This is a genomic window from Acuticoccus sediminis, from assembly GCF_003258595.1.
GTDB lineage: Bacteria > Pseudomonadota > Alphaproteobacteria > Rhizobiales > Amorphaceae > Acuticoccus > Acuticoccus sediminis.
This window is the reverse complement of sequence record NZ_QHHQ01000001.1, coordinates 1,111,065-1,131,649: the sequence shown is the minus strand read 5'-3', so window position 1 is coordinate 1,131,649 and position 20,585 is coordinate 1,111,065. Positions and strand designations below refer to the sequence as shown.

The following is a 20,585-nucleotide window of genomic DNA, read 5'->3' as shown; positions in this document are numbered from 1 at the left end:
CTCAACATCAATGTTCCCGCGGAGTTTGGTCTACCGAATACTAAGCAGTCACCTTAAGTTTCATCGCATGTCAGGACCCGACGACGGTGTCTGCCGCCGCGTCGCCACATGCGTGCCTCAACCCCTCGAACACGACATCAAATTAATATTATTCGAAGAAATGAGACATAATTATGCTAAATCCAGATTTCTTGTTGCGGAGAGGTTGGGTGCGTCCGCTCGCGCGCCGGGTGGCTCCACGCCCGGAAGACAGCCTGAGATTGCGCACCCGCGACCCGCCGAAACGAGGCTCGGCTGCCCGAAGGCAACTTCAGACCTCCCCCTCACCCGCCGGAAGGGGGCGCGCCCTTTGCGTGTCCTGCCTGCCGGCGGCGGGCCGGGGCGCGTTTCGCGGCCGGCGCCGCCGGCGTGGGACCGGTGCGGGCATCCCATCCGAGCATGGCAAGCTGCGCGACCGCCTCCAGATCGGAACGGGACGCCCCGTCGCGGGCCAGGATGGACATGCCGCTCTGGACCGTCTGGACGAAGCGCGCGAGGGCGTGCACGTCGAGCGACGCCGGCAGCTCTCCCTCCGCGACGGCCTGGTTCAGGCGCGCCTTCACCCGGTCGAACCCGACGCATCGCCCCGACCGGACGAGTGCGCACAAATCCTCGTGCCCCTCGCTGCCGATCGACGACAGCGTCACCATGCAGCCCCGGGGAAAGTCGCCGAACGCACCGGAGAACGTCGCCGCCGAGGCCGCGAGGTAGGCCTCGACGGCTGCGCGCGCTGTCGTCGCCGCATTGAAGCCGTCCCAGACGAGTGCCTCGTATTTCTCCACGTAGAAGCGCAGGGCCTCGGCGTAGAGGGCGTCCTTGGAGCCGAACGCCGCGTAGAGGCTGGGGGATCCGATCCCCATCGCCTCGGTGAGATCGGCGATCGACGTCGCTTCGTAGCCGTTCTGCCAGAAGAGGCGCGTCGCCTCTGCCAGCGCCGCCTCGCGGTCGAACGCACGAGGCCGTCCACGGCCACGCCGCGCGGGCTGCTTCGGTTCCGATGTCGATCCGGATTTCTTCATTGATCGCTATATAAAACTGCCGGGCCGCCGCAGCAATGCGTCCGCGCCGCGGCCCGTCCACTCATCGGCCGATGTTCGGCCGGTAATGCCTCCCCCAGGGATACGCACGATTACATAAGCAAGTCAGGTATTCGCCAGATCATTCAGCACCCCGGCAATCAATCCCTCCATCAACACACCGCCTCGCCTCACGGTGATTTCATATACATAGCATTTTTGGACATTCATAATTCAACTACAGTGCAGCAAATAAAATAACCGCCTGGGAGGGCGAGGTGCCGCTGCACGTAATCGGGGTGGGACTTGGCCGAACCGGGACATATTCCCTGCGGATCGCGCTGGAGACGTTGGGCTTCGGCCCCTGCTTCCATATGGAGGAGGTCGCCCGGAACCTTCCGGTCCAGCTTCCCCTCTGGAATGACGTGATGGACGGCAAGCCGGACTGGCCGACGATCTATGCCGGCTACGAGAGCGCCGTCGACTGGCCGACGGCGTGCTTCTACCGCGAGCTGAACGCCGCGTACCCGGACGCCAGGTTCATCCTCGGCGTGCGCGACCCGCGAAGCTGGGCGGAAAGCTTCGGCGAGACGATCCACAAGATCACGTTCGACGCCGACGATCCGCCGGAGCGTTTCCGCGAATGGCTGGCGATGGTCCGGCGGGTGATCCTCCGGTCCGGCATCCCCGCCGACGCGGACAAGGACGCGCTCGCCGCCGCGTTCGTCGCGCACAACGATGCAGTGAAGGCCGCGATCCCGGCCGACCGGCTGCTCGTCTACGCGGTCAAGGACGGCTGGGAACCGCTCTGCGCCTTCCTCGGTCTTCCCGTGCCGAAGGAGCCGTTTCCGCGCACCAACAACCGTGAGGAGTTCTGGGACCTCATCAAGTCGCTCAGCTGATCACCGGCCGGGATCGGACCCCCGCCGCCGCGCCCCAGCGGCAGCCTCAGACCGCGCCGAGGATCTGGCGTCGCGCCTCGTCGGCGAGGGGGTGGAGCGTGTCGGCGGACTTTGGGCCGACGAGGCTGTAGCCGAGGCCGGCGTCCGCCCACGTGACGCCGTTGACCTCCCCGTCGCCGTGCGCCGACATCGGGGCGTCGCGGTCGGCCCGCATCGGGCGGGTCAGCAGCGCGAGGCGCGTCCCCTTGTCGTCGTCGTACATCAGCAGGACCGCGGGTCCGTGCTCGGTGGGCACGATCCGCCCTCCCATGAACCGGTAGCCCGACGGCGCGAGGTCGGGGATCGCGACCGGGCGGCCGAGGCGCGCCGCCATCCAGTCGTCGAGCGCGGCGCGATCGTCGGCGCGGATCTCCACCGGGTGCAGGCGGTCGGGGGCGTAGACAGCGTAGCTCGCCGCCGCCTCACGGGCGAGTGCCCCGACACCCTCCACTGCCGGAGCGCCCATGCCGCGGAGCGACCAGCCGCCGAGCGCACCGACGCACAGGAGGACCAGCGCCGCGGCGGCCCGCATCCAGCCGCCGGCGACCCGCGCCCCGGCCCGTCGGCCCCGTGCCGCCGCGTCTGGCCCTGACGGCGCCGGGTGCCGCTCCGCGATCAGACGCCGAAGGTCGAGTTCGGACGGGATCGGCTCCTCGACCACCGGCTGAAACGCGGCGCGGAGCCGGTCGCGCTGATCGCGAAAGCCCTGCACGCGCCGGGCGACGTCCGGATGCGCGTCGAGATAGGCCGCGACCTCGGTATGACGGGCATGGTCGAGGCGCCCGTCGACATAGAGGTTGAGGTCGTCCTCGGTGATGGGGCGCACGCTCATTTCACGCTCCGAAGGTAGGGCCGGGACCGGCGCCCCGGCGGTTCGGCCGACAGCAGCGACGCCAGCCGGTCACGAGCCCGCGAGAGGCGGCTCATCACGGTGCCGATCGGCACACCCAGCACGCGCGCCGCCTCGGCGTAGGAAAGATCCTCGACGGTCACGAGCAGGAGGACCGTGCGCTGCTCCTCCGCCAGCGCGCCGAGCGCCGCCAGCAGGTCGCGGTGCATCAGCCCGTCCTCCTGCGACGGCGCGCGCGCCAGCGAGTCGGGACCCGCATCGTCGAGGGCGAGATGCGCCGGCCGCTCCGCCGAGCGGCGCAGACGCGTCATGGCGAGGTTGTGCAGGATCGTGAAGATCCAGGCCTTGGCGTCGTCGTCGCCGCGCCGCTGATGCCAGCGACCGATCGCCCGCTCCAGGCAGTCCTGCACCAGATCGTCCGCGGCGGAGCGATCCCGCATCAGCGCGCGCGCATAGCGCCGCAACGCCGGGATCAGCGGCTCGATGAGGCGCACCATGTCCTCGTTCATGGCCTCTCCCTCAGGCTCGGCCGGCGGGGACGGCCGCGCCATCCCGCCCGCTCGCCGCCCCGCACCGTCAGTCGACGGCCTCGCGCTGCACGACGGGCCCCGGCTCCGACGCCGAGCCCGACGCGATCACCAGATAGCGCCGGTCGTCCTTCGCGTCGCCCCTCACGAGCTGGCGGATCGGCCCGGTGGCGTTGACGATGGCCGAGCCCGCCGGGTTGGTCATGAACGACGCGAGCGGCTCCAGCGTGCCGCCGCCGTCGGCGCGCCTCGCGAGCGCCAGCACGTAGGGTGACTTCGGGGTGAGGCCGGTGACGGAGGCCTGGAGGATCTGCACCAGCCCCTGGTCGAACAGCGACACGCTGGTCGGGGCCGCGCCCGCCGTGCCGTCCGGCGACAGCGTCAGGACCGCCGTCTCGCCGGCGACGCCGAGCGGCTCGAGGTTTTCCGTCCCCGGTCCATCCGGCACGGCGCCCGGCACGTAGACCACGGCCTGTGGCGCCTGCCCGATCGGGATGCTGGCCACCACCTCGTTGGTGGCGGTGTCGATCGCGGCGAGCTCGTCGTCGTTCTCCAGGCCGACGTACATGCGCGTCCCGTCGCCCGAGGGCCAGAGCCCGTGCGGCAGCTTGCCGACCGGGATGGTCGCGACCTCGGTGAAGTCGTCCGTCCGGAACACCTTCACGGCGTTGAGACCGCCGATGGTGACGTAGGCGAGGGTGCCGGCGGCGGTCTTGGCGAAGTTGACGTGGTTGGTGATCGGGCCGGTGTCGAACGTCGTGATGACGTCGAAGGGTGGCCGGGCGTTGATCACCTGCGTCTGGCCGATGTCCTTCAGCGTCAGCCAGACCTGCGTCCCGTCCGGGGTGGCGGCGATGTTCGGGCAGAAGGGGCTCGCCTGCTTCACCCGGCCGGCGATCCGGTGGTCCGCGACGGACACGACGACGGTCTCGGGCGAGAACGACGAGCAGACGTACCCGTAGCGGCCATCCGGCGAGAAGATCTGCATGCCCGGACCGTTCGGCACCTCGATGCGGTCGGTCTCCTCGTACGTGGCGGCGTCGAGCACGGCGATATAGTCCTCGCCGCGGATCGTGACCCAGACCTCCTTGCCGTCGGGCGTGAAGAACACCTCGTGCGGGGACCTGCCCACGTAGGTGGTGTGCTTCACCGCGTTGGTCGCGGTGTCGACGAACGTCACCGAGTTCGAGCCGATCGAGACGACCGCGAGCGTCCTGCCGTCGGGCGAGAAGCCGAGGCCGTGCACCAGCACCTGGCCCCGGTAGAGCGGACTGAAGTTGCGGGGCTGCGGTTCCCCGAGGCGGATGACGCCGAGGAGCGTATTGGTCGCCGGGTCGGTGACCGAGACGGTGTTGGAGAACTGCTCGGCGGCGTAGACGCGGTCGCGGCTGCTGAGCGGAACCTCCGGCGCCGAGGCAGCGAAGGGCGCTTCGCCCGCCTGCGCCGGAGCCGCGAGGATGGTGCCGGCGAGAAGCCCGGCGAGGATACGGGTCGTCATGGGGCGGCTCCTTCAGTGACGGGCGACCGCGGGCGGCGCCGGAGCGGCATCGGATCCGTGGTCATGTTGATGGGCGGACGCGGCGATCGGCGCGGCCGGAGGCGTCGCGGCCGGCTCCGCCGGGGACGCGGCGGCGGGTTGCGTCGGGACCGGAGCGGACGGCGGCAGCGACTGGCCGACCGCGAGGCGCATCGCCGCGATCTCCTGCTGCTGCTCGACGACGATCTCCTGCGCCAGGCGCCTCAGCTGCGGGTTGGTGCCGTAGCGCAGGTACGCGACGGCCATGTCGATGGCGCCTTGATGATGCGGGATCATCATGGCGGTGAAGTCGGCGTCGAGATCGCCGGTCGGCGCGACGTCCATCCCCGCCATCATCCTGTCCATGGCGGCGGCATTCTCTTCGAGGAACGGAACCTCGGCGGCGGTGGCGGGCGACGACCCACCCGCCTGAACGCCTCTATGGGGATCGTGGGCCTCGGCGGCCGACCCGGCGATCGACGCCGCGAGAATGGCGGCGACACATGCGAGGTGTCGATGTCGCATGACGTTCTCCTGCTGGCGCTCGGCGCCTTCGAGCAGTGAGACTCGGGCGCGGCCCGATTTATTCCGCCTGCGGGAGAATTTCTTTTTCGGACGCCCTTCGGCGCAGGCGGCGCGGCCGCAAGCCCGACGATCGCGTCAGAAGAGCGTCCCGCAGATCTGGTCCACGAAGACGCGGCGCCTCGGCGTCAGGTGGCGGCCGGAGGGCCATGCGGGCGGCGCCGAGGCCCGCACAGAGCCTGTGACGCCAACAGTCTGAAAGACGGGCGCGAATCGATCCGGGCGGCCCGTCGGTCAGGCCGATGAGGAGCCGCTCAGGCGCCGAGGAAGCGGCGGGCCGCCAGGCACTGGACGGCCGTGATCGTGGAGAGTTCGTCCACCGCGCAGCACTCGTCGGGCGCTCCGAGGTTGAGGGCGGTGAGGCCGTGGCACACCGTGTCGAACCCGGCGCGGCGCCACAGGCGCGAATCCGAGCCTCCGACGCGCATGTCCACGACGGCGCGCGGGCCGAACATCGCCTCGGCCGCCCCCGTCATCGCGCGCGCGATCGGCGAGGCGAGCGGCGTCCAGGTCGGCTCGTAGGCGCGCGTCTCCTCCCAGCGCACGGCGGGGTGCCGCGCCATGATCGCCGACAGGGCGTCCCGCAGCCGCTCGAGCGAGACACCGAGGGGGATGCGGATGTCGAGCGCGGCCTGCGCGCGGGCCGGCACCAGATTGGGCGACACGCCGCCCGAGAAGGTCCCGACGTTGACCGTCACGCGCTGCATCGTACGTCGCGCCGCCGGGCCGTCGGCCCCCTCCTTCGTCGCGGCCTCCCGCATGACGCGGTCCGCCTCCTCGGGCGCGGTGGCCGGGAGGTCCTCGAGGGCGCGCAGGTCGCTCAGCGCGTCGATCATCGCGTCGACGGCGTTGCGGCCGGCATGGACGTGCGCACCATGGGCCTGCTGCCCCTCAGCGGTCAGTTCCACCCAGAGCATCCCCTTCTCGCCGAGCCGCGGCAGCGCGGGGCCGCCGACGTCAGCCACGATCACGCCGTCGCCGGTGACCTCGGGGACGTTGTCGATGAGCCACTGGGTGCCGAGCTCGCCCATCCGCTCCTCGTCACCGGCGAGGACGAGCAGCAGCTCGCCGGGAAACGGGCGCATGTGCTCGGCGAAGATGCGCACGGTCTCCATCAGCGCCGCACAGCCCCCCTTCATGTCGCCCGAGCCGCGGCCATAGAGGCGGCCCTCGACGATCTCGCCGCCCAGCGGGTCCTGCGTCCATGCCGCCCGCTCGCCGATCGGGTAGGTGTCGAGGTGCCCGCTCAGCACGAGCGTCGGCCCCGGCTTGCCGCCGGGCAGACGGGCGACGAGGTTCTGGACCGGCGGCACGCTCTCCACGACGCGCATGTCGAGCCCCGGCACGTCCGCGAGGGCCTGCCGCGCCACCTCGACGACGGCGGCCGTGTCGCTCGGCGGGGTCTCGCTGGGGACGCGTACCAGCGCCCGGGTCAGCGCCACGAGGGCGTCCTGCCGGGAGCGGGCGAATGCGATGAGGTCGTCGTCGGAGTGGGTCACGGTGTCGGTCTCGGCGCTGGTCACGCGGGGTGCCGGGTGTGCCAGATGAGGGTCAGGATCTCGAACGTGACGGCGGCGGCGAGGAAGGCCGTCATGCCGCCCACGTCGTGCGGCGGGCTCACGGTGTTCACGTCGGCGCCGACGATGTTGAGCCCTTTCAGGTCCCGTATGAAACGCAGCCCCTCGCGAGCCGAGAAGCCGCCCCATGCCGGCGTGCACACGCCCGGCGCGCACGACGGGTCGAACACGTCCATGTCGAACGACAGGTAGACCGGTCGGCCGGCAAGCGCGGCGTTCAGCTCGGCCATGGCCGCCTCGTGCCCCTCGGCCTGGAAGGCGTCCATCGTCATCGTGTTGTAGCCCACCTCGTGGGTGTGGCCGATGACGCCGCCGCGAAAGGTGGTGCCGCGCAGGCCGACATGCCACGAGCTCGACGCCAGCACCCGCTGCTCGCGGGCGGCGTGGGTGAACTGCGTGGCGGCGTCGTAGGGGTGATCGGCGTCCACCGGGTGCGAGTCGGAGTGACTGTCGACGTGGAGGACGACGAGGCCGGGATGGTACGGCGCCGCCGCCCGCAGCAGCGGCAGCGAGACGCTCCCGTCGCCGCCGAAGCCGACCACGGCGGCACCGCCCGCGAATAGCCCGCCGGCCGCCGCCTCGATGGCGGCGAACGCCTCCTCGATCCGCCCAGGCACCAGCGCGACGTCACCGGCGTCGATGGCGGCCATCTCGGCGAGGATGTCGACGTCGACACCGTCGGAGGTGAAGCGGCGCACCAGGTTGGACTGCTGGCGTATGGCCTCCGGTCCCTGCCGCGCGCCGATGCGGAACGGGTGCGTGCCGCAGTCGAACGGGCAGCCGAGGATCGCCGCGCCCGCCCCTTCGGCGCTGCGGCTGAAGGGAAGGCCCATGAAGGTGGTGGGACCGACGAGGAGGTCCTCGCGCGCGTGGCTGGTTGGCATCGTTGGAAGCTCCGCCCGCGCGTCGTCAGCGGGCCGTCAGGCGGCGTTCCCAGATGCGGATCGCCATCGCCAGCGGCCAGCAGATGAGGAAGTACACCACCGCAATGAAGGTGAAGATTTCGAGCGGGCGGAAGATGGAGGCCGACAGTTCCATCCCGCGGCGCGTGATCTCGCCGACGGAGATGACCGCGCCGAGCGAGGAGTACTTGATCAGCTGTACGAAGTTGGCGGCGAGCGGCGGCAGCGTCATGCGGATCGCCTGCGGCAGGGTGATGCGCGTGAAGGTCTGGATCGGGCTGAGGCCCAGCACCCTGGCCGCCTCGAGGTGGCCGCGCGGGACCGCCTGGATGCCCGCCCGGTAGGCCTCGGCGATGAAGCACGAGGAATAGATCGACAGGCCGATGACGAGCGCCGTCCAGGCGTCGAGATTGATGCCCAGCACCATCGGCAGCACGTAGTAGATCCACAGGAGCTGCACCAGGATCGGCGTGTTGCGCACCACCTCGCCCACCGAGATCCCGATGGTGCGGAAGACGATGAACTTTGACATGTCGAGCATCGCGATGACGAGCCCGCCGAGCATCGCCAGCACCAGCGTCACCGCCGAGATCAGCAGCGTCTGCCACAGCCCCGACAGCAGGAAGTCGATGTTGGCGGGGATCACGTCCCAGCGGAATTGGTACGTCATGGTCGCTCTCCGGGAGGGCGCGGGTGGCGGCGGTCGCGGCACGGGACCCGGGCCGGCGCGCCGGCCGCGGCCCCGTGCGGGTCAGTTGGCTTCAGGGACGCGGACCGGTCAGGGCGCGACGATCGGGCCGAGCTTGTTCTTCTCGGCGAAGAACTTCAGCCGCCCGTCCAGCTTTATGGTCTTCACGAACAGGTTGACGTAGTTCAGCCAGATCTGGTCGCCCTGCCGCACCACGTAGGAGTACGGGGTGAGACGCAGCGTCTCGTTCGGCTCGATGGTGACGGCCCAGTCGAATTCGTCGGTCACTTTGATGGCGGTCGGGTAGTCCGTCATGATGACGTCGGCGCGGTTGGCCATCAGCTCGCCCTCGCGGGTGGCGGGCGGGGCCACGGTCACGACCTCGGCATTCTTGAGGTAGCTCTTCATGAAGGGCTCGATGTAGCTGCCGAGCGTCACGGCGACCTTGTTGCCCTCCTGGTCGATGTCTTCCCAGCTCTCGATCTTTCCGCCCTTCCGGCCGACGGCGTAGATGCTGGTCAGCAGGTAGGGGTCGGAGAAGGCGACCGCCTGCGCGCGCTTCAGCGTCGCGCCGACGCCGAACATGCCGATCTCGCACTTGTCGGCCTGCAGGTCGGCGATGAACGTGCCGAAGCTCGACTCGACGATCTCGAGCTCGACGCCCAGCTCCTTGGCGAGCTCCTTGGAGAGGTCGGCGTCGATCCCCTCGATCTCGCCCGTCTTCGGGTTGCGGTAGGAGATCGAGTAGTAGCTCGGGTACTGGCACACCCGCAGCGTGCCGGACTTGGTGATGTCGTAGAGGGCCGACTCGGTCTGCTGGGCGGCCGCCGGCTGCGTGGACGCCAGCTGCATGAAGGCTGAGCCGGCCGCGAGGCTGGCGGTGAGCGCCAGGACGTGTCCAAGTTTCATCGTTCCAAACCTTTCGTTCTGAGCCATCAGTCTTCGAACTGCCGCAGGAAGCGGACAGCGCGGTCGGTTGTGGGATGGTCGAAGAAGGCGGCGGGGTCGCCCTCCTCGACGATTTCGCCGGCGTCCATGAAGACGACGCGGGAGCCGACGTTGCGGGCGAAATTCATCTCGTGGGTGACGACCATCATGGTCATGCCTTCGGCGGCGAGCGCGCGCATGACGAGGAGCACCTCGCGCTTCAGCTCCGGGTCGAGGGCGGACGTCGCCTCGTCGAAGAGGAGGACGGCGGGGTGCATCGCGAGCGCCCGCGCGATCGCAACGCGCTGCTGCTGCCCGCCCGAGAGCTGGCTCGGGTAGGTGTCGCGCTTGTCGGACAGGCCGACCTTGGCGAGCAGCGCCTCCGCCTCCGCGATCGCCTGGTCGCGGGGCGTGCGGCGGACCCTGAGCGGCGCCTCGATGATGTTGTCGAGCACGTTCATGTGCGGCCACAGATTGAAGTGCTGGAACACCATGCCGATGTCGGACCGCACCTCGCGGGCCGCGCGCTTGACGGCGCGGGTCGGCTCCGCCGTGGCGATGACACGGCCGTTCATGGCGATGCGTCCGCCGGAGGGGGCTTCCAGCAGGGCGACGGAGCGCAGCAGCGTCGTCTTGCCCGAGCCGGACGGGCCGATGACGCATACCACCTCGCCGGAGCCGATGTTCATCGACACGCCGTGCAGCACGGTCAGGTCACCGAAGCGCTTCACCAGCGCGTCGACGGCGATCAGCGGTTCGGCTGCGATCGTCCCGTTTTGCGAGCTTTGCACTGGTGCCCTCAACTGTCTTTACCATCACGGCTTGTTATGCCTTATTTACGCAGGATAACTGGTCTTTGTGGCCTCGTGGTGATCAATCTCGCGGCAAGGCATATCGAAATTTTATGCAGATCGACGTCAAACTGCTCGAAGCCTTCCGCGCCGTGGTCGAGAACACCTCCGTCACCGGCGCGGCACAGGTGCTGGGCGTGACGCAGCCCGCCGTCAGCGCCCAGATCTCGCGCCTCGAGGCGCAGGTCGGCTTCCCGCTGTTCGATCGCGCCAACGGGCGGCTCAGGATCAGCGCGGAGGGCCGGCGCTTCTACGAGGAGGTGCGGACCGTCCTCGGCGGGCTCGACAAGCTCGCCGACATCGCCACGACGATCCGCAACGGCGAACGGGAATCGCTCGTCATCGCGAGCCATCCGGGCGGCTCGACGGCGCTGCTTCCGACCGTGATGCCGGCCCTGCTGGAGAAGCGCCCCGGCCTGCGCGCGCGGATGATCCACCGCACGTCCGAGGAGGTGGCCGCGGTCTTCGAGGCCGGCGGCGCGGACGTCGCGATCTGCGAATGGCCCGTCTCCGTCAGCGACGCGCCGGTCAAGCGCTATCGCCTGCCGTGCGTCGCCATCGTCCCGCGCGGCCACGCCCTGGCCGGCCGCCCGCACCTCACGCCGCGCGACCTCGACGGCGACACGCTGATCGGCATGGCCGAGACCCGTCTCATCGGCCACACCATGCGCGAGGTCTTCGTCTCTGCCGGCGCGCGCTGGCAGCCGGCCATCGTCAGCGAGTATTTCAGCACCATCTGCGGCCTCGTCGCCTCCGGCGCGGGTGTCGCGCTGGTCGACGTGCTCTCGGCGCGCTTCTTCGCCGGCCTCGGCCTCACGCCGGTCCCCTTCGCGCCGGACGTCACCTACGAGATCGCCGTCTTCCGCAGGACGCTCGACCAGCCCGAGCCGGTGAGCGACGACCTCCTCGCCCTCATCGACCAGAGGATCCGGCAGGTGCAGACACCGGATCCGACCCTCGCCCCCCAGCCGACAGAGACGCCATGACCGACCGCACCGACAGCCAGCTACTCGACGAGTTCAACGCCATCTGCGATTGCGGCGGACGCCTGAGCGGCACCCCTTCCGAGGAAGCCGCGACCGCTCTGATGGCCAGGCTGGGCGCGGCGGCGACCGGGGTCGAAGCGGCGCGCAAGGCCGTGCCCTACACCGCCTGGCGCGCCGACGCCGCCAGCCTCGTCGGACCGGGCGGACGGTCCTGCGACCTCCAGCCCCTCCTGCGCTGCGGCGCCACTCCGGCCGGTGGAATCGAGGCGGAGGTCCTCGACCTCGGCCGCGGCACGCCCGAGGCGTTCGAGGCGCATGCGGGCGAGATCCCGGGCCGCATCGTGATGGTGCGCCACGAACTGATGTTCTCCGCCGACACCATCCACCGCCGCGTCAAGATCCAGCGGGCGATCGAGGCCGGAGCCGCCGGTTTCCTCATCGTCGGTCCGGCCCCCGGCATGACCGTCAGCGGCTCCGCGTCGGTCGCCGGCGCGCCGACGCTCCCCGCCGCCGGCATCTCGCCCGAGACCGCCGCCGCCCTCTGCCCGACCGCCGGGGCCCGTCCCCGCGTCCGCCTCACCATTGCGGTGAGCGAGCGTGCCTCGACCGCCACCAATCTCCTCTTCGACGTGCCGGCGGACGACGGCTGCGTCGTCCTCTCGGCCCACATCGACGGCCACGACCCCGCCGAGAGCGCCATCGACAACGGTTCCGGACTCGCCGTCGCGCTGGAAGTCGCGCGCCGGGCGATCGCGCGGCGCAGCGAATGGGCGCGCGGCCTGCGCGTCGCGTTCTTCAACGTCGAGGAATGGGCGCTCACCGGCTCGGAGCACTATGTCGCCGCGCTGAGCGACGCCGAACGGGCCGCGATCGCGCTCAACGTGAACCTCGACTCGGTCGCCGGCGGCGCCTCGCTCACCGCACTGACCAGCGGCTTCGCCGGTATCGAACCGTTCCTGCTCGACGCGGCCGGCAGCGCGGGGATCCCGCTCGGCCTTCACCGCCCGTTCCAGTCGAACTCCGACCATGCGAACTTCGCGAGGGCCGGAATCCCCGCCTTCCGCCTCGTCGCAGGGTTCGGCGACACCGGGGCCGCCGCCCGCTACGTCCTCACCGCCCGCGACACCCGCAGCGCCGTCCAGCCCGGCGAGCTCACCAGGGCGGCGAGGCTGAGCGAGGCCATCCTGATGGCCGCGCTCACCGCCCCCGCCGATGCCACCGCCGCCTGGCGCCGGGCCGAGACGGCCTGACACCGGCGAGCGGGATCGCGGCCGCTCCGGGGGCGGCTAGTCGATGATGTGGTAGCCACCGTCGATGTAGAGGACCTGGCCGGTGATGAGCTTGGCGGCGCGGTGGGCGAGGAAGGCGGTCGCCGCACCGACGTCGTCGATCGACACCAGGGCGCGGGCCGGCGCCTTCGCCCTCGCCTTGTCGAGCAGCTCGTCGAACTCGGGGATGCCTGATGCGGCGCGGGTCGCGAGCGGGCCGGGCGAGATCGCGTGGACGCGGATGCCCTTCGGCCCCAGCTCGGCCGCCATGTAGCGGACCGCGCTCTCGAGCGCGGCCTTCGCGACGCCCATGACGTTGTAGTTCTCCACCACCATCTGCGAGCCGTAGTAGGTCATCGTGAACAGCGTGCCGCCGCTCTTCATCAGCGGTTCGGCGAGGTGGCCCATGCGGATGAATGACCAGCAGGACACCTCCATCGTCTTCAGGAAGCCGTCGAGCGGCACGTCGGTGACCCGGCCGGCCAGCGTCTCGCGCGGCGAGAAGGCGATGGAGTGGACCACGAAGTCGAGCGCCCCCCAGACCTCGGTGATGCGCTCGAAGACGGCCTCCATCTGGCCGGGCACGGCGACGTCGAGCGGCATGACGATCGGCGCCCCCACCTCCGCCGCCAGCGGCTCGACGTACGGGCGGGCCCTGTCGTTGAGGTAGGTGACGGCAAGCTCGGCGCCGAGCGCGTGGAAGGCCCGCGCGCAGCCCCAGGCGATGGAGCGGTCGTTGGCGATACCGACGACGAGGCCGCGATAGCCCTCCAGCAGGTTCGCCTTCGTCTCCGGTCGGGACATGCGCGCTCTCCGTGGTCAGGTCGGGGCTGTCGCCGCGACGAGGGCGAGGGTGTGCCGGGCGATCATCAGCTCCTCGTTCGTCGGCACCACGAGGAGCTGCACCCGGCTTCGGGGTGTCGAGATCACCATCTCGCCGGCCTCGTTCGCGGCGGGATCGAGCTCCGCGCCGAGCCAGGCGAGCCGCTCGGCGATGCGGGCGCGCACGACCGGGCTGTGCTCGCCGATGCCGGCGGTGAACACGAACGCGTCGAGCCCCTGGAGCGCGGCCGCCAGCGTCCCGGCGGCGAGCCCGGCGCGGTGGACGAAGTGGTCGACCGCGAAGGCGGCGTGCGGCACATCGCTCGCCAGCAGGTCCCGCATGTCGCTCGACACCCCCGACAGGCCCTTCAGCCCCGCCTGATGGTAGAGGAGGTCCGTCACGCCGTCGGCGGTGAAGCCGCGCTCGGCGATCAGGTAGAGGACCACGCCGGGGTCGAGCTGGCCGGGGCGCGTACCCATCGGCAGGCCGTCGAGCGCGGTGAAGCCCATCGTGCTCTCCACGCTGCGCCCGGCCTCGAGGGCGCACATCGACGCGCCGCTGCCGAGGTGGGCGACGATGGTCCGCCCGGCCGCCGCCTTCGGCGCGACCACGGCGAGGCGCTCGGCCACGTACTCGTAGGAGAGACCGTGGAAGCCGTAGCGCCGCACACCCTCGTCGTAGAACCGGATGGGAAGCGCGTAGGCCTGGGCGACCGGCGGATGGCCCCTGTGGAACGCGGTGTCGAAGCAGGCGACCTGCGGCACCTCCCGGTTGATCTCCATGACGAGGTGGATCGGTGCGAGGTTGTTCGGCTGATGGAGCGGGGCGAGCTCCTGGTAGGTGGCGAGCTTGTCGAGGACCGCCTGGTCGATCAGGACCGGACGGGCGTAGTCCGGCCCGCCGTGGACGACACGGTGCCCGATCGCCCGCAGCGTCAGGCCCTCGAGCGACTCCAGCCAGACACGCGCCTCGCCGATCGCGGCGGGAAGATCCGCCAGCGCCGCTGCCGTGTAGGTCCGGTCGACGAGAACGGCACCGTCCGCACCGGTGGCGTGAAGGCGCGGCCGCGTGCCGATCCCGTCGATCGCGCCGCGCACGTGGAGCGACGGCTCGCCGGACTCGACGGTGAAGATCTGAAACTTGAGGCTCGACGAGCCGGCGTTGACCGCGAGAACGACCTCCATCGCGCTCAAGCCGCGATCGGGGCCGACGCGCGGCGCGCGGCGGCGTAGAGCGATGCGACCGCGCACGAGGCGAGCCGGGTCCGCACCGAGTCTGCCCGCGAGGTGAGGATGATCGGCACCCGCGCGCCGAGCACGATGCCGGCGGCGTCCGCATGGCTGAGGAAGGTCAGGTTCTTCGCCAGCATGTTGCCCGCCTCGAGGTCGGGGACGACGAGGATCTGCGCGTGGCCGGCGACCGGCGAGACGATCCCCTTGATGCGCGCCGCCTCCGGGTCGATGGCGTTGTCGAAGGCGAGCGGGCCGTCGATCTTGCCGCCGGTGATCTGCCCCCGGTCGGCCATCTTGCAGAGCGCCGCCGCCTCCAGCGTGGAGGGGATCTTCGGGGTCACCGTCTCGACGGCGGACAGGATCGCGACGCGCGGCTCCCCGAGGCCGACCGCGGTCCACAGGTCGATGGCGTTCTGGACGATGTCCCGCTTCGCCTCGAGGTCGGGGAAGATGTTGATGGCCGCGTCCGTGATGAAGAGCGTGTCGGCGTGACCGGGCACGTCCATGACGAAGACGTGGCTGATGCGCCGCTTCGTGCGCAGCCCCGTGGCGGAGGCGGTGACCTCGCGCATCAGCTCGTCGGTGTGGAGGCTCCCTTTCATGAGGAGCTCGCCCCGCCCCTCGCGGATGAGGCGCACCGCGAGGGCCGCCGCGGCGTCGCTATGCGGGGCATCGACCACCTCGACGCCGGCGAGATCGAGGCCGTGCTCGGCGGCGATGGCGCGGATCCTGGCGTCCGGTCCGACGAGGATCGGAACGATCAGCCGCGCCGCCGCCGCTTCCAGCGCGCCGCGCAGAGCCGTCTCGTCACAGGGGTGGGCGACGACGGTCGTAGCGGGGGTCTCCTCCTGCGCCCGGGCGATGAGGCGGTCGTACTTGGAGGGCTTCGCCCCTCCGTGCACGCTGTCATCCATGGCACTCGCTCCTCAGATCTCGGTGACGACGGCGCACCGGGGCGGCTCGGGTCCCGTCCCGCCCATCGGATGCGTCCGTCCGTTGGCACGCCCCACCTTGATACCCCATCGCCCCCTGCGCGCGAGGGCCACATGAACGCGGCCGATGCGCCGGCGCCGGGCATCGCTTCGGACAGGTTCGGGGTGTCGGCTGCGATCGCTCCTGCCGCGCGCGGTCCGGGCCGCGTCCGGCGTCATGCCTGGCCGTCGTGCCGGTGCGCGGCGTTGGCGCCGGGGGTCCGGTCGCCGGATGCCTTCGCCCCGCCCGGCGCCTTGCGGCGTGGCGGAGGAGGCGGGCTCGCGGGGCTGAAGATTCCCGAGATCCGCTCCAACCGTCCCGCCGCTTCGCCCTTGAGCGCCCCCGAAGCGCCGAGGACGGTGCCGAGCATCTCGAGGGCACCCGCGCGGGCGGCCTCGTCGTCGGGCAGGAGGCCGGGGAGCGCGGCGAGCGCCGCCTCCTCGTCGATCCGCAGCATGTAGAACTGATCGCGGACCATCGCCTTGAAGTCGGCGAGGGAGAGCGCCTTCGCCGCCGGATGCTCCTGCCGGATCCGCCGGATCGCCTCGAAGCCCCGTTCGTCGACCCTGCCGCGCGCCATGCCGACGTAGACGAGCGCGCGCACCACCGCCTCGCGCAGCCCCCCTTCGCGCATGCGTGCCCGGAGCTCGGCGACCCGGTGCTCGATCAGACGCTGGTGGAGAAGGTTCTTCGCCGCCTTGCGCGGGCGGCGGTCGGAGCTGGCGTCGATCCCGAGCGCGGCCTGGAGCGCGGCCGATCCGTAGACGGCGCGAAAGATGTCCTCCGACGCGGTCTCGGCGACCTTCCGCACGGTATCGAGCCCGTCGACGACCTGGCGGGACACCTGCTCCTGGACGGCGAGCCAGGGATTGTCGGGCTCGGCGGGACAGCGCGCCTTCCGGGCGGCAGCGGCGGACTGTTCGATCCAGCCGAGCCACGGATTGCCCGCGCCGAACATCTCGTAGCCGAGGCGCAGCGGGTGGAGGCGGCGCATCGACTCGGCGAGGGACGGGCTCACGCTCGCCCGGACGAACGGCTGGACGAACGCCCGGTAGAGGGCGAGGTTGATCTCCGACACGCGCGCGGCCGCCGCAAATCGCCGCTCGTCCTCAAGGTCGTTGCCGCCCAGCGCGCGGATGTCGTCCAGCGTCCGGGCCTCGCAGCGCATCGCCCAGTCGCCGGTCACGAGGTCCGGGTGTGCCCCTGCCGCGTCCTTCGGCTCGAACACCGCCTCGTAGAGGCCGGGCGGCAGCAGGTCGATGAAGTCGATGTTGGAGGCGAACTCGTCGTGCTGTTTCCGCGCGACGCCGGCGGAGACGAAGATGCCGAGGTGCCCGATCGTGTCGTGGATCGTGTAGACGATCGTCTGCCCGAAGGCGCGGATCTCGTCGACGCTGTCGTAGAGGTCGAGGAGCCAGTCGAGCGCCTGTTGCGGCGGAGTGATGTTGTCGCCGCGCGAGCAGAAGACGACGATCGGCGAGCGGATGTTGCGAAGGTCCACCACCGTGCCGTCCGAGGTGGTGATCTCCCCCGAGGTCAGCTTGTTGCCGATGAACAGCTCGTCGACGATGAACTGGATCTCCTCGGCGTTGAGGCAGACGTGGCCGCCCCACCACTTCTCGAAGCCGAGATAGCGGTCCGCCTCCGTATCGACCTTGGAGTAGAGGTTGTACTGCTTGCTCCAGAGCGTGTTGGCCGGGTTCTGGTTCTCGAAGTTCTGGACGAGCCAGGCACCGTCGAAGACCCCGGCGCCCATGTCGCTGGTGAGGGCCGTGAGCCAGCTCCCGCCAAGAAGGCCGCCGAGATAGCGCATCGGGTACTGGCCCTTGACGCCGGCCCAGTAGGAGAGCGGCGCCCCGGCGACGATGATCGGCCCGAACAGCTCCGGCCGGATCGCGGCGAGCATCATCACCGCCCACCCCGCCTGGCAGTTGCCGACGACACACGGCTTGCCCTCGGCGTCCGGGTGGCGCCGGCTCACCTCCTCGAGGAACGCCGCCTCCGCCCTCGCGACGTCCTCGATCGTCTGGCCCGGTACCGGGTCCGGCAGGAAGCCCACGAAGTAGCTGGGATGGCCCGCCTTCATCGCCACGCCGAGTTCGCTGTCGGCCTTGAAGCCGCCGATGCCGGGGCCGTGGCCGGCGCGCGGGTCCACCACCACGAAGGGCCGCCGGGACGGGTCTACGGTCACGTCGTCCGGCGGCACGATGCGCACCAGGAGGTAGTTGACGGGGCGCGGCAGCGTCCGCCCGTCAAGGACGAGCTCGGCCTTGTAGTCGAGCACGTTGGGGACGGCCTCGGCCGCGTGCTCGCGGTAGCCCTCGCTCCGCCGGCGCATCACGTCGAGGGTGAGGAAGAACCGCTGCAGGGCGTCCTGCTGGTACTCGTCGAAGGAGAAAAGGCCCGGAATGCCGGCCGGTCCGGCAATCCCCGGCCGCTTCCTGTTCGTCGTCGAGCTGCTCAATGGTCCCACTCCAGCTTTCCGCCCGACCCCACCCGCCATGCCGGAGCACGGCGGGCCGACCAGGACCGCCTCAGAAGGTCTTGGGTTCCCAGTTGAGGAAGAAGCCGACGTTGCCCGGCATGCCGCCCGGGAAATCGATGATCATCGCCTTCAACCGGTACCCCCGCGGCTGGAGGTTGGCCTTGAAGCCGTCGTACAGCTCCCGCGCCTTGCCCTGCAGCGTCGTCGGCCAGTCTGGCTCAATGTTGTTGATCGCGCGACCGCCGTCCGTGCAGAGCTTCGCGGGGAAGCTGTAGACCATCGCCTCGTACTTCCCGTCGTTGACCGCGTTGGCGACGATGCGGCGGATGATCTCGCGTTCGCGCTCGGTCACGTGCGTGGCGAGGAACTCCGCGGCGGCTTCCTCCAGCCGCTTCTGCTCGGCCTTCTTGGCCTCCACGCGGCGGTCGATCTCCTTCATCTGCTTCTCGAGGACCTCCATGCGGAGATCGTCCGCAGTGGGGATCGCTGCCGCGGCCTTCGCCGGTGCGTCCTGATTTGCCATGTCTCGACATCCTCCTTGCGTTATGCGGGCCCTGCGAAGGGAGCGGGCCGCGGGTCTTCGGCCCGATCAATGCCCGCCCAGCACCAGCGTCTGCACCGGCATCATGAGGGCCTGCAGCCGCAGGATCAGCGCGTGGACGATCCCCACCGTGTCGACGACGTGGAGATAGGCGCGCGTCACCGGGCCGATGTCCTGCGACTTCAGGGCGTCGTGGTTATCGGTGTAGGCGTTGGCGATGCAACTGCTGCCCGGCGGCAGCCGGTCGAGGCCGCCTTCGTAGAGCGGCTCGAGGTAGGCCGTCAGCGTTCCCGGCTGGCTGATCGCCGCCGTCTCGACGAGCTGGTCGGAGGGGCGCAGGGCCCCCGCGGCCACGGCGTCCTGCACCTTGGTCACGACCAGCGGGATGATGGTGAAGGGCGTCGCCACGCAGGCCACCTCGGCGATCATGCCGACGCGGATCACCTGCGCCTCGATCTGCCCGAACCCGGCGATGATGGCCCGGCGCCCGGCGTCGGCCGGCACGAGGACGCCCGCGGAGCGCATCATCGGGTTGACGAGGTCGCCGACGCGCAAGGTGAACTGCTCGACGGTGCCGTCGACGCCGGCGCGCACGACGGTCTTGCCGAGATCGACTTCCGCCTCGGCGAGCTCGGCCACGGCGCTCGCCCGCCGCGCGGGCAGGCTGGTGCCGATCTCCGTCTCGATCGCGCTCTTTTCGGCGGTCACCGCGTCGAGGGCGCCCTGCCGACCGCCGAGCGCCTGCTCCAGGCGCTGGATCTCGCGCTCGGACACGGTGCTGGCGTTGCGATCCAGGAGCTCGCGCTTGGTCCGAAGCTCGTCACGGACCTGGTCGTATGCGCTCCGCGCCTCGGCGATGCGGCCGTCCGCCCCGGCGAGGTTCTGCCGCGCGAGCGCCATCGCGGCGTCCACCTCGGCGATCTTTCGCCGGGCGGTCTCCACCGCGGCCTCCTCCTCGGTGCTGTCGAGCTTGAAGATCGGATCGCCCGCCCGCACCGCGCCGCGCACGTCGACGTAGACGTCCGAGACGCGGCCGACCATCTCCGGCACCAGCGGCACGGTCCGGAACAGCGAGACGGCGCTCCGGGTGGAGGGGTGATAGTAGAAAATCATCGTGACGAGGGTGAGCGTCAGGACCACGCAGGCGGTGATCCCCCACCGCAGCTCGAACCAGACGGAATAGAGCGTGATCTCCTGGCCGATCCGTTTCCCCTGCCCGTAGCGGCGGTAGAGGTAGTCGGGGAAGATCGTCAGCATCGAGCAGAGCAAGAGTTCGAACATCGGAGCGTTCCCTGCACGCCACGCGTCTTAGCGGGTCAACCGGCCGTCGCCCGCGCGCCCGTGCCGTCGCCCATCGCGATGGCGGGCGGCGGCGTCTCCGGGGACCGGGCCGCGGCGGCGAGCGCGCCCTCCTTGGCGCCGGCGATGCGCACCAGCCGCTCCAGCGCGTCGGCGATGCGCGCGACCGGGGTCGAAATGTCCGGTATCGGCACCAGCGCAAGGAGCAGCGCGGCGATCCAGAAGCCCGTCTGGTGGGTGAGCAGCGCGATCAGCGCGAGGACCGCGACGACGTGGAACTGGGCCCGGTTGGAGCGATGCGCCATCCGCTCCGGCAGGGCATGGAGGCGCAGGTAGAGGTTGCCGACCACCAGCACCATCACAACGAAGAACACGCTCACCGCGACGAACATCATGTCGGTTTCGCCCGGCGGGGTGATGAAGGGCGGCAGGTCGTGCGGCGCCGTCGGATGAAGGCTGGCCATCTGCTGGACCTCTCGTGACACAATGTTGCCCGCCACCGCGAGGCGCCATGCGGGGGTCTCGCCGGACTTGTTCGGCGGGACTTGGAGGCCAACCGCACC

General features: G+C 70.5%; 20 protein-coding genes. 3 read left to right on the top strand and 17 right to left on the bottom strand.

What is annotated here, in order from left to right:
* Positions 1-323: 323 nt before the first annotated feature.
* A complete protein-coding gene (locus DLJ53_RS04840) occupies positions 324-1,058 on the bottom strand; it encodes a TetR/AcrR family transcriptional regulator (RefSeq protein ID WP_111342802.1) in 735 nt (244 codons plus the stop codon).
* A gap of 275 nt (positions 1,059-1,333) precedes the next feature.
* Here DLJ53_RS04840 and DLJ53_RS04835 point away from each other — a divergent pair, with 275 nt between their 5' ends.
* Positions 1,334-1,957, top strand: a complete 624-nt coding sequence (locus DLJ53_RS04835) for a sulfotransferase family protein (RefSeq protein ID WP_111342800.1) — start codon at positions 1,334-1,336, stop codon at positions 1,955-1,957.
* 46 nt (positions 1,958-2,003) lie between these two features.
* Here the strand turns inward: DLJ53_RS04835 and DLJ53_RS04830 are convergent, their stop codons facing one another.
* The 9 genes from DLJ53_RS04830 to DLJ53_RS04790 form a co-directional block, all read right to left on the bottom strand.
* On the bottom strand, positions 2,004-2,828 hold the full coding sequence (locus DLJ53_RS04830; RefSeq protein ID WP_111342798.1) for an anti-sigma factor family protein: 825 nt from the start codon (positions 2,826-2,828) through the stop codon (positions 2,004-2,006).
* Positions 2,825-3,355 carry an RNA polymerase sigma factor gene (locus DLJ53_RS04825; RefSeq protein WP_202913000.1) on the bottom strand — a complete coding sequence of 177 codons (531 nt, stop codon included), beginning with the start codon at positions 3,353-3,355 and terminating at the stop codon, positions 2,825-2,827. The genes DLJ53_RS04830 and DLJ53_RS04825 overlap by 4 nt, the downstream gene beginning before the upstream one ends.
* Before the next feature lie 67 nt (positions 3,356-3,422).
* A complete protein-coding gene (locus tag DLJ53_RS04820) occupies positions 3,423-4,871 on the bottom strand; it encodes a YncE family protein (RefSeq protein WP_111342796.1) in 1,449 nt (482 codons plus the stop codon).
* A gap of 12 nt (positions 4,872-4,883) precedes the next feature.
* Positions 4,884-5,414, bottom strand: a complete 531-nt coding sequence (locus DLJ53_RS04815) for a DUF305 domain-containing protein (protein WP_111342794.1) — start codon at positions 5,412-5,414, stop codon at positions 4,884-4,886.
* 311 nt (positions 5,415-5,725) lie between these two features.
* Entirely contained in the window at positions 5,726-6,994 is a 1,269-nt protein-coding gene (locus DLJ53_RS04810; protein WP_111342792.1) for a M20/M25/M40 family metallo-hydrolase, read from the bottom strand.
* Positions 6,991-7,932, bottom strand: a complete 942-nt coding sequence (locus DLJ53_RS04805; RefSeq protein WP_111342790.1) for an arginase family protein — start codon at positions 7,930-7,932, stop codon at positions 6,991-6,993. The genes DLJ53_RS04810 and DLJ53_RS04805 overlap by 4 nt, the downstream gene beginning before the upstream one ends.
* A gap of 25 nt (positions 7,933-7,957) precedes the next feature.
* A complete protein-coding gene (locus DLJ53_RS04800) occupies positions 7,958-8,620 on the bottom strand; it encodes an amino acid ABC transporter permease (RefSeq protein ID WP_111342789.1) in 663 nt (220 codons plus the stop codon).
* A gap of 108 nt (positions 8,621-8,728) precedes the next feature.
* Entirely contained in the window at positions 8,729-9,547 is an 819-nt protein-coding gene (locus DLJ53_RS04795; protein ID WP_202912999.1) for an ABC transporter substrate-binding protein, read from the bottom strand.
* A 26-nt stretch (positions 9,548-9,573) separates the two neighbouring features.
* On the bottom strand, positions 9,574-10,356 hold the full coding sequence (locus tag DLJ53_RS04790) for an amino acid ABC transporter ATP-binding protein (protein WP_280525495.1): 783 nt from the start codon (positions 10,354-10,356) through the stop codon (positions 9,574-9,576).
* A 113-nt stretch (positions 10,357-10,469) separates the two neighbouring features.
* Between DLJ53_RS04790 and DLJ53_RS04785 the strand changes: the two genes are divergently transcribed.
* Together DLJ53_RS04785 and DLJ53_RS04780 are read left to right on the top strand one after the other, a co-directional pair.
* Positions 10,470-11,402: a LysR family transcriptional regulator gene (locus DLJ53_RS04785; RefSeq protein WP_111342787.1), complete on the top strand. Its 933-nt coding sequence runs from the start codon at positions 10,470-10,472 to the stop codon at positions 11,400-11,402.
* The gene (locus tag DLJ53_RS04780) at positions 11,399-12,652 is read left to right on the top strand and encodes a M28 family peptidase (protein WP_111342785.1); all 1,254 of its coding nucleotides are present in this window, start codon (positions 11,399-11,401) and stop codon (positions 12,650-12,652) included. The genes DLJ53_RS04785 and DLJ53_RS04780 overlap by 4 nt, the downstream gene beginning before the upstream one ends.
* A 36-nt stretch (positions 12,653-12,688) precedes the next feature.
* Here DLJ53_RS04780 and fabI read toward each other — a convergent pair whose 3' ends face one another.
* The 7 genes from fabI to DLJ53_RS04745 all read right to left on the bottom strand — a co-directional run bounded on the left by fabI (position 12,689) and on the right by DLJ53_RS04745 (position 20,486).
* Entirely contained in the window at positions 12,689-13,474 is a 786-nt protein-coding gene (fabI, locus tag DLJ53_RS04775; protein ID WP_111342783.1) for an enoyl-ACP reductase FabI, read from the bottom strand.
* Between the two features lie 15 nt (positions 13,475-13,489).
* Positions 13,490-14,677: an acetate/propionate family kinase gene (locus DLJ53_RS04770; RefSeq protein WP_111342782.1), complete on the bottom strand. Its 1,188-nt coding sequence runs from the start codon at positions 14,675-14,677 to the stop codon at positions 13,490-13,492.
* A 5-nt stretch (positions 14,678-14,682) separates the two neighbouring features.
* The gene (locus DLJ53_RS04765) at positions 14,683-15,639 is read right to left on the bottom strand and encodes a phosphate acetyltransferase (RefSeq protein ID WP_111342780.1); all 957 of its coding nucleotides are present in this window, start codon (positions 15,637-15,639) and stop codon (positions 14,683-14,685) included.
* Positions 15,640-15,872: 233 nt separating this feature from the next.
* Complete coding sequence (locus DLJ53_RS04760; protein WP_425320952.1) at positions 15,873-18,170, bottom strand: DUF3141 domain-containing protein; 2,298 nt, start codon at positions 18,168-18,170, stop codon at positions 15,873-15,875.
* 61 nt (positions 18,171-18,231) lie between these two features.
* Positions 18,232-18,705, bottom strand: coding sequence for a histidine kinase (locus tag DLJ53_RS04755; protein ID WP_111342777.1), 474 nt, complete (start codon positions 18,703-18,705; stop codon positions 18,232-18,234).
* Positions 18,706-18,771: 66 nt separating this feature from the next.
* The gene (locus DLJ53_RS04750; protein WP_111342776.1) at positions 18,772-20,004 is read right to left on the bottom strand and encodes an HlyD family secretion protein; all 1,233 of its coding nucleotides are present in this window, start codon (positions 20,002-20,004) and stop codon (positions 18,772-18,774) included.
* Between the two features lie 35 nt (positions 20,005-20,039).
* A complete protein-coding gene (locus tag DLJ53_RS04745; protein WP_111342774.1) occupies positions 20,040-20,486 on the bottom strand; it encodes a hypothetical protein in 447 nt (148 codons plus the stop codon).
* Between the last annotated feature and the right edge of the window lie 99 nt (positions 20,487-20,585).

Bases quoted from the DNA above. Each gene is read 5' to 3' on its own strand.
- DLJ53_RS04840 (WP_111342802.1), bottom strand. From the start codon at position 1,058: ATGAAGAAATCCGGATCGACATCGGAACCGAAGCAGCCCGCGCGGCGT.
- DLJ53_RS04830 (WP_111342798.1), bottom strand. From the start codon at position 2,828: ATGAGCGTGCGCCCCATCACCGAGGACGACCTCAACCTCTATGTCGAC.
- DLJ53_RS04825 (WP_202913000.1), bottom strand. From the start codon at position 3,355: ATGAACGAGGACATGGTGCGCCTCATCGAGCCGCTGATCCCGGCGTTG.
- DLJ53_RS04820 (WP_111342796.1), bottom strand. From the start codon at position 4,871: ATGACGACCCGTATCCTCGCCGGGCTTCTCGCCGGCACCATCCTCGCG.
- DLJ53_RS04815 (WP_111342794.1), bottom strand. From the start codon at position 5,414: ATGCGACATCGACACCTCGCATGTGTCGCCGCCATTCTCGCGGCGTCG.
- DLJ53_RS04805 (WP_111342790.1), bottom strand. From the start codon at position 7,932: ATGCCAACCAGCCACGCGCGCGAGGACCTCCTCGTCGGTCCCACCACC.
- DLJ53_RS04800 (WP_111342789.1), bottom strand. From the start codon at position 8,620: ATGACGTACCAATTCCGCTGGGACGTGATCCCCGCCAACATCGACTTC.
- DLJ53_RS04795 (WP_202912999.1), bottom strand. From the start codon at position 9,547: ATGAAACTTGGACACGTCCTGGCGCTCACCGCCAGCCTCGCGGCCGGC.
- DLJ53_RS04785 (WP_111342787.1), top strand. From the start codon at position 10,470: ATGCAGATCGACGTCAAACTGCTCGAAGCCTTCCGCGCCGTGGTCGAG.
- DLJ53_RS04780 (WP_111342785.1), top strand. From the start codon at position 11,399: ATGACCGACCGCACCGACAGCCAGCTACTCGACGAGTTCAACGCCATC.
- fabI (WP_111342783.1), bottom strand. From the start codon at position 13,474: ATGTCCCGACCGGAGACGAAGGCGAACCTGCTGGAGGGCTATCGCGGC.
- DLJ53_RS04770 (WP_111342782.1), bottom strand. From the start codon at position 14,677: ATGGAGGTCGTTCTCGCGGTCAACGCCGGCTCGTCGAGCCTCAAGTTT.
- DLJ53_RS04765 (WP_111342780.1), bottom strand. From the start codon at position 15,639: ATGGATGACAGCGTGCACGGAGGGGCGAAGCCCTCCAAGTACGACCGC.
- DLJ53_RS04755 (WP_111342777.1), bottom strand. From the start codon at position 18,705: ATGGCAAATCAGGACGCACCGGCGAAGGCCGCGGCAGCGATCCCCACT.
- DLJ53_RS04750 (WP_111342776.1), bottom strand. From the start codon at position 20,004: ATGTTCGAACTCTTGCTCTGCTCGATGCTGACGATCTTCCCCGACTAC.
- DLJ53_RS04745 (WP_111342774.1), bottom strand. From the start codon at position 20,486: ATGGCCAGCCTTCATCCGACGGCGCCGCACGACCTGCCGCCCTTCATC.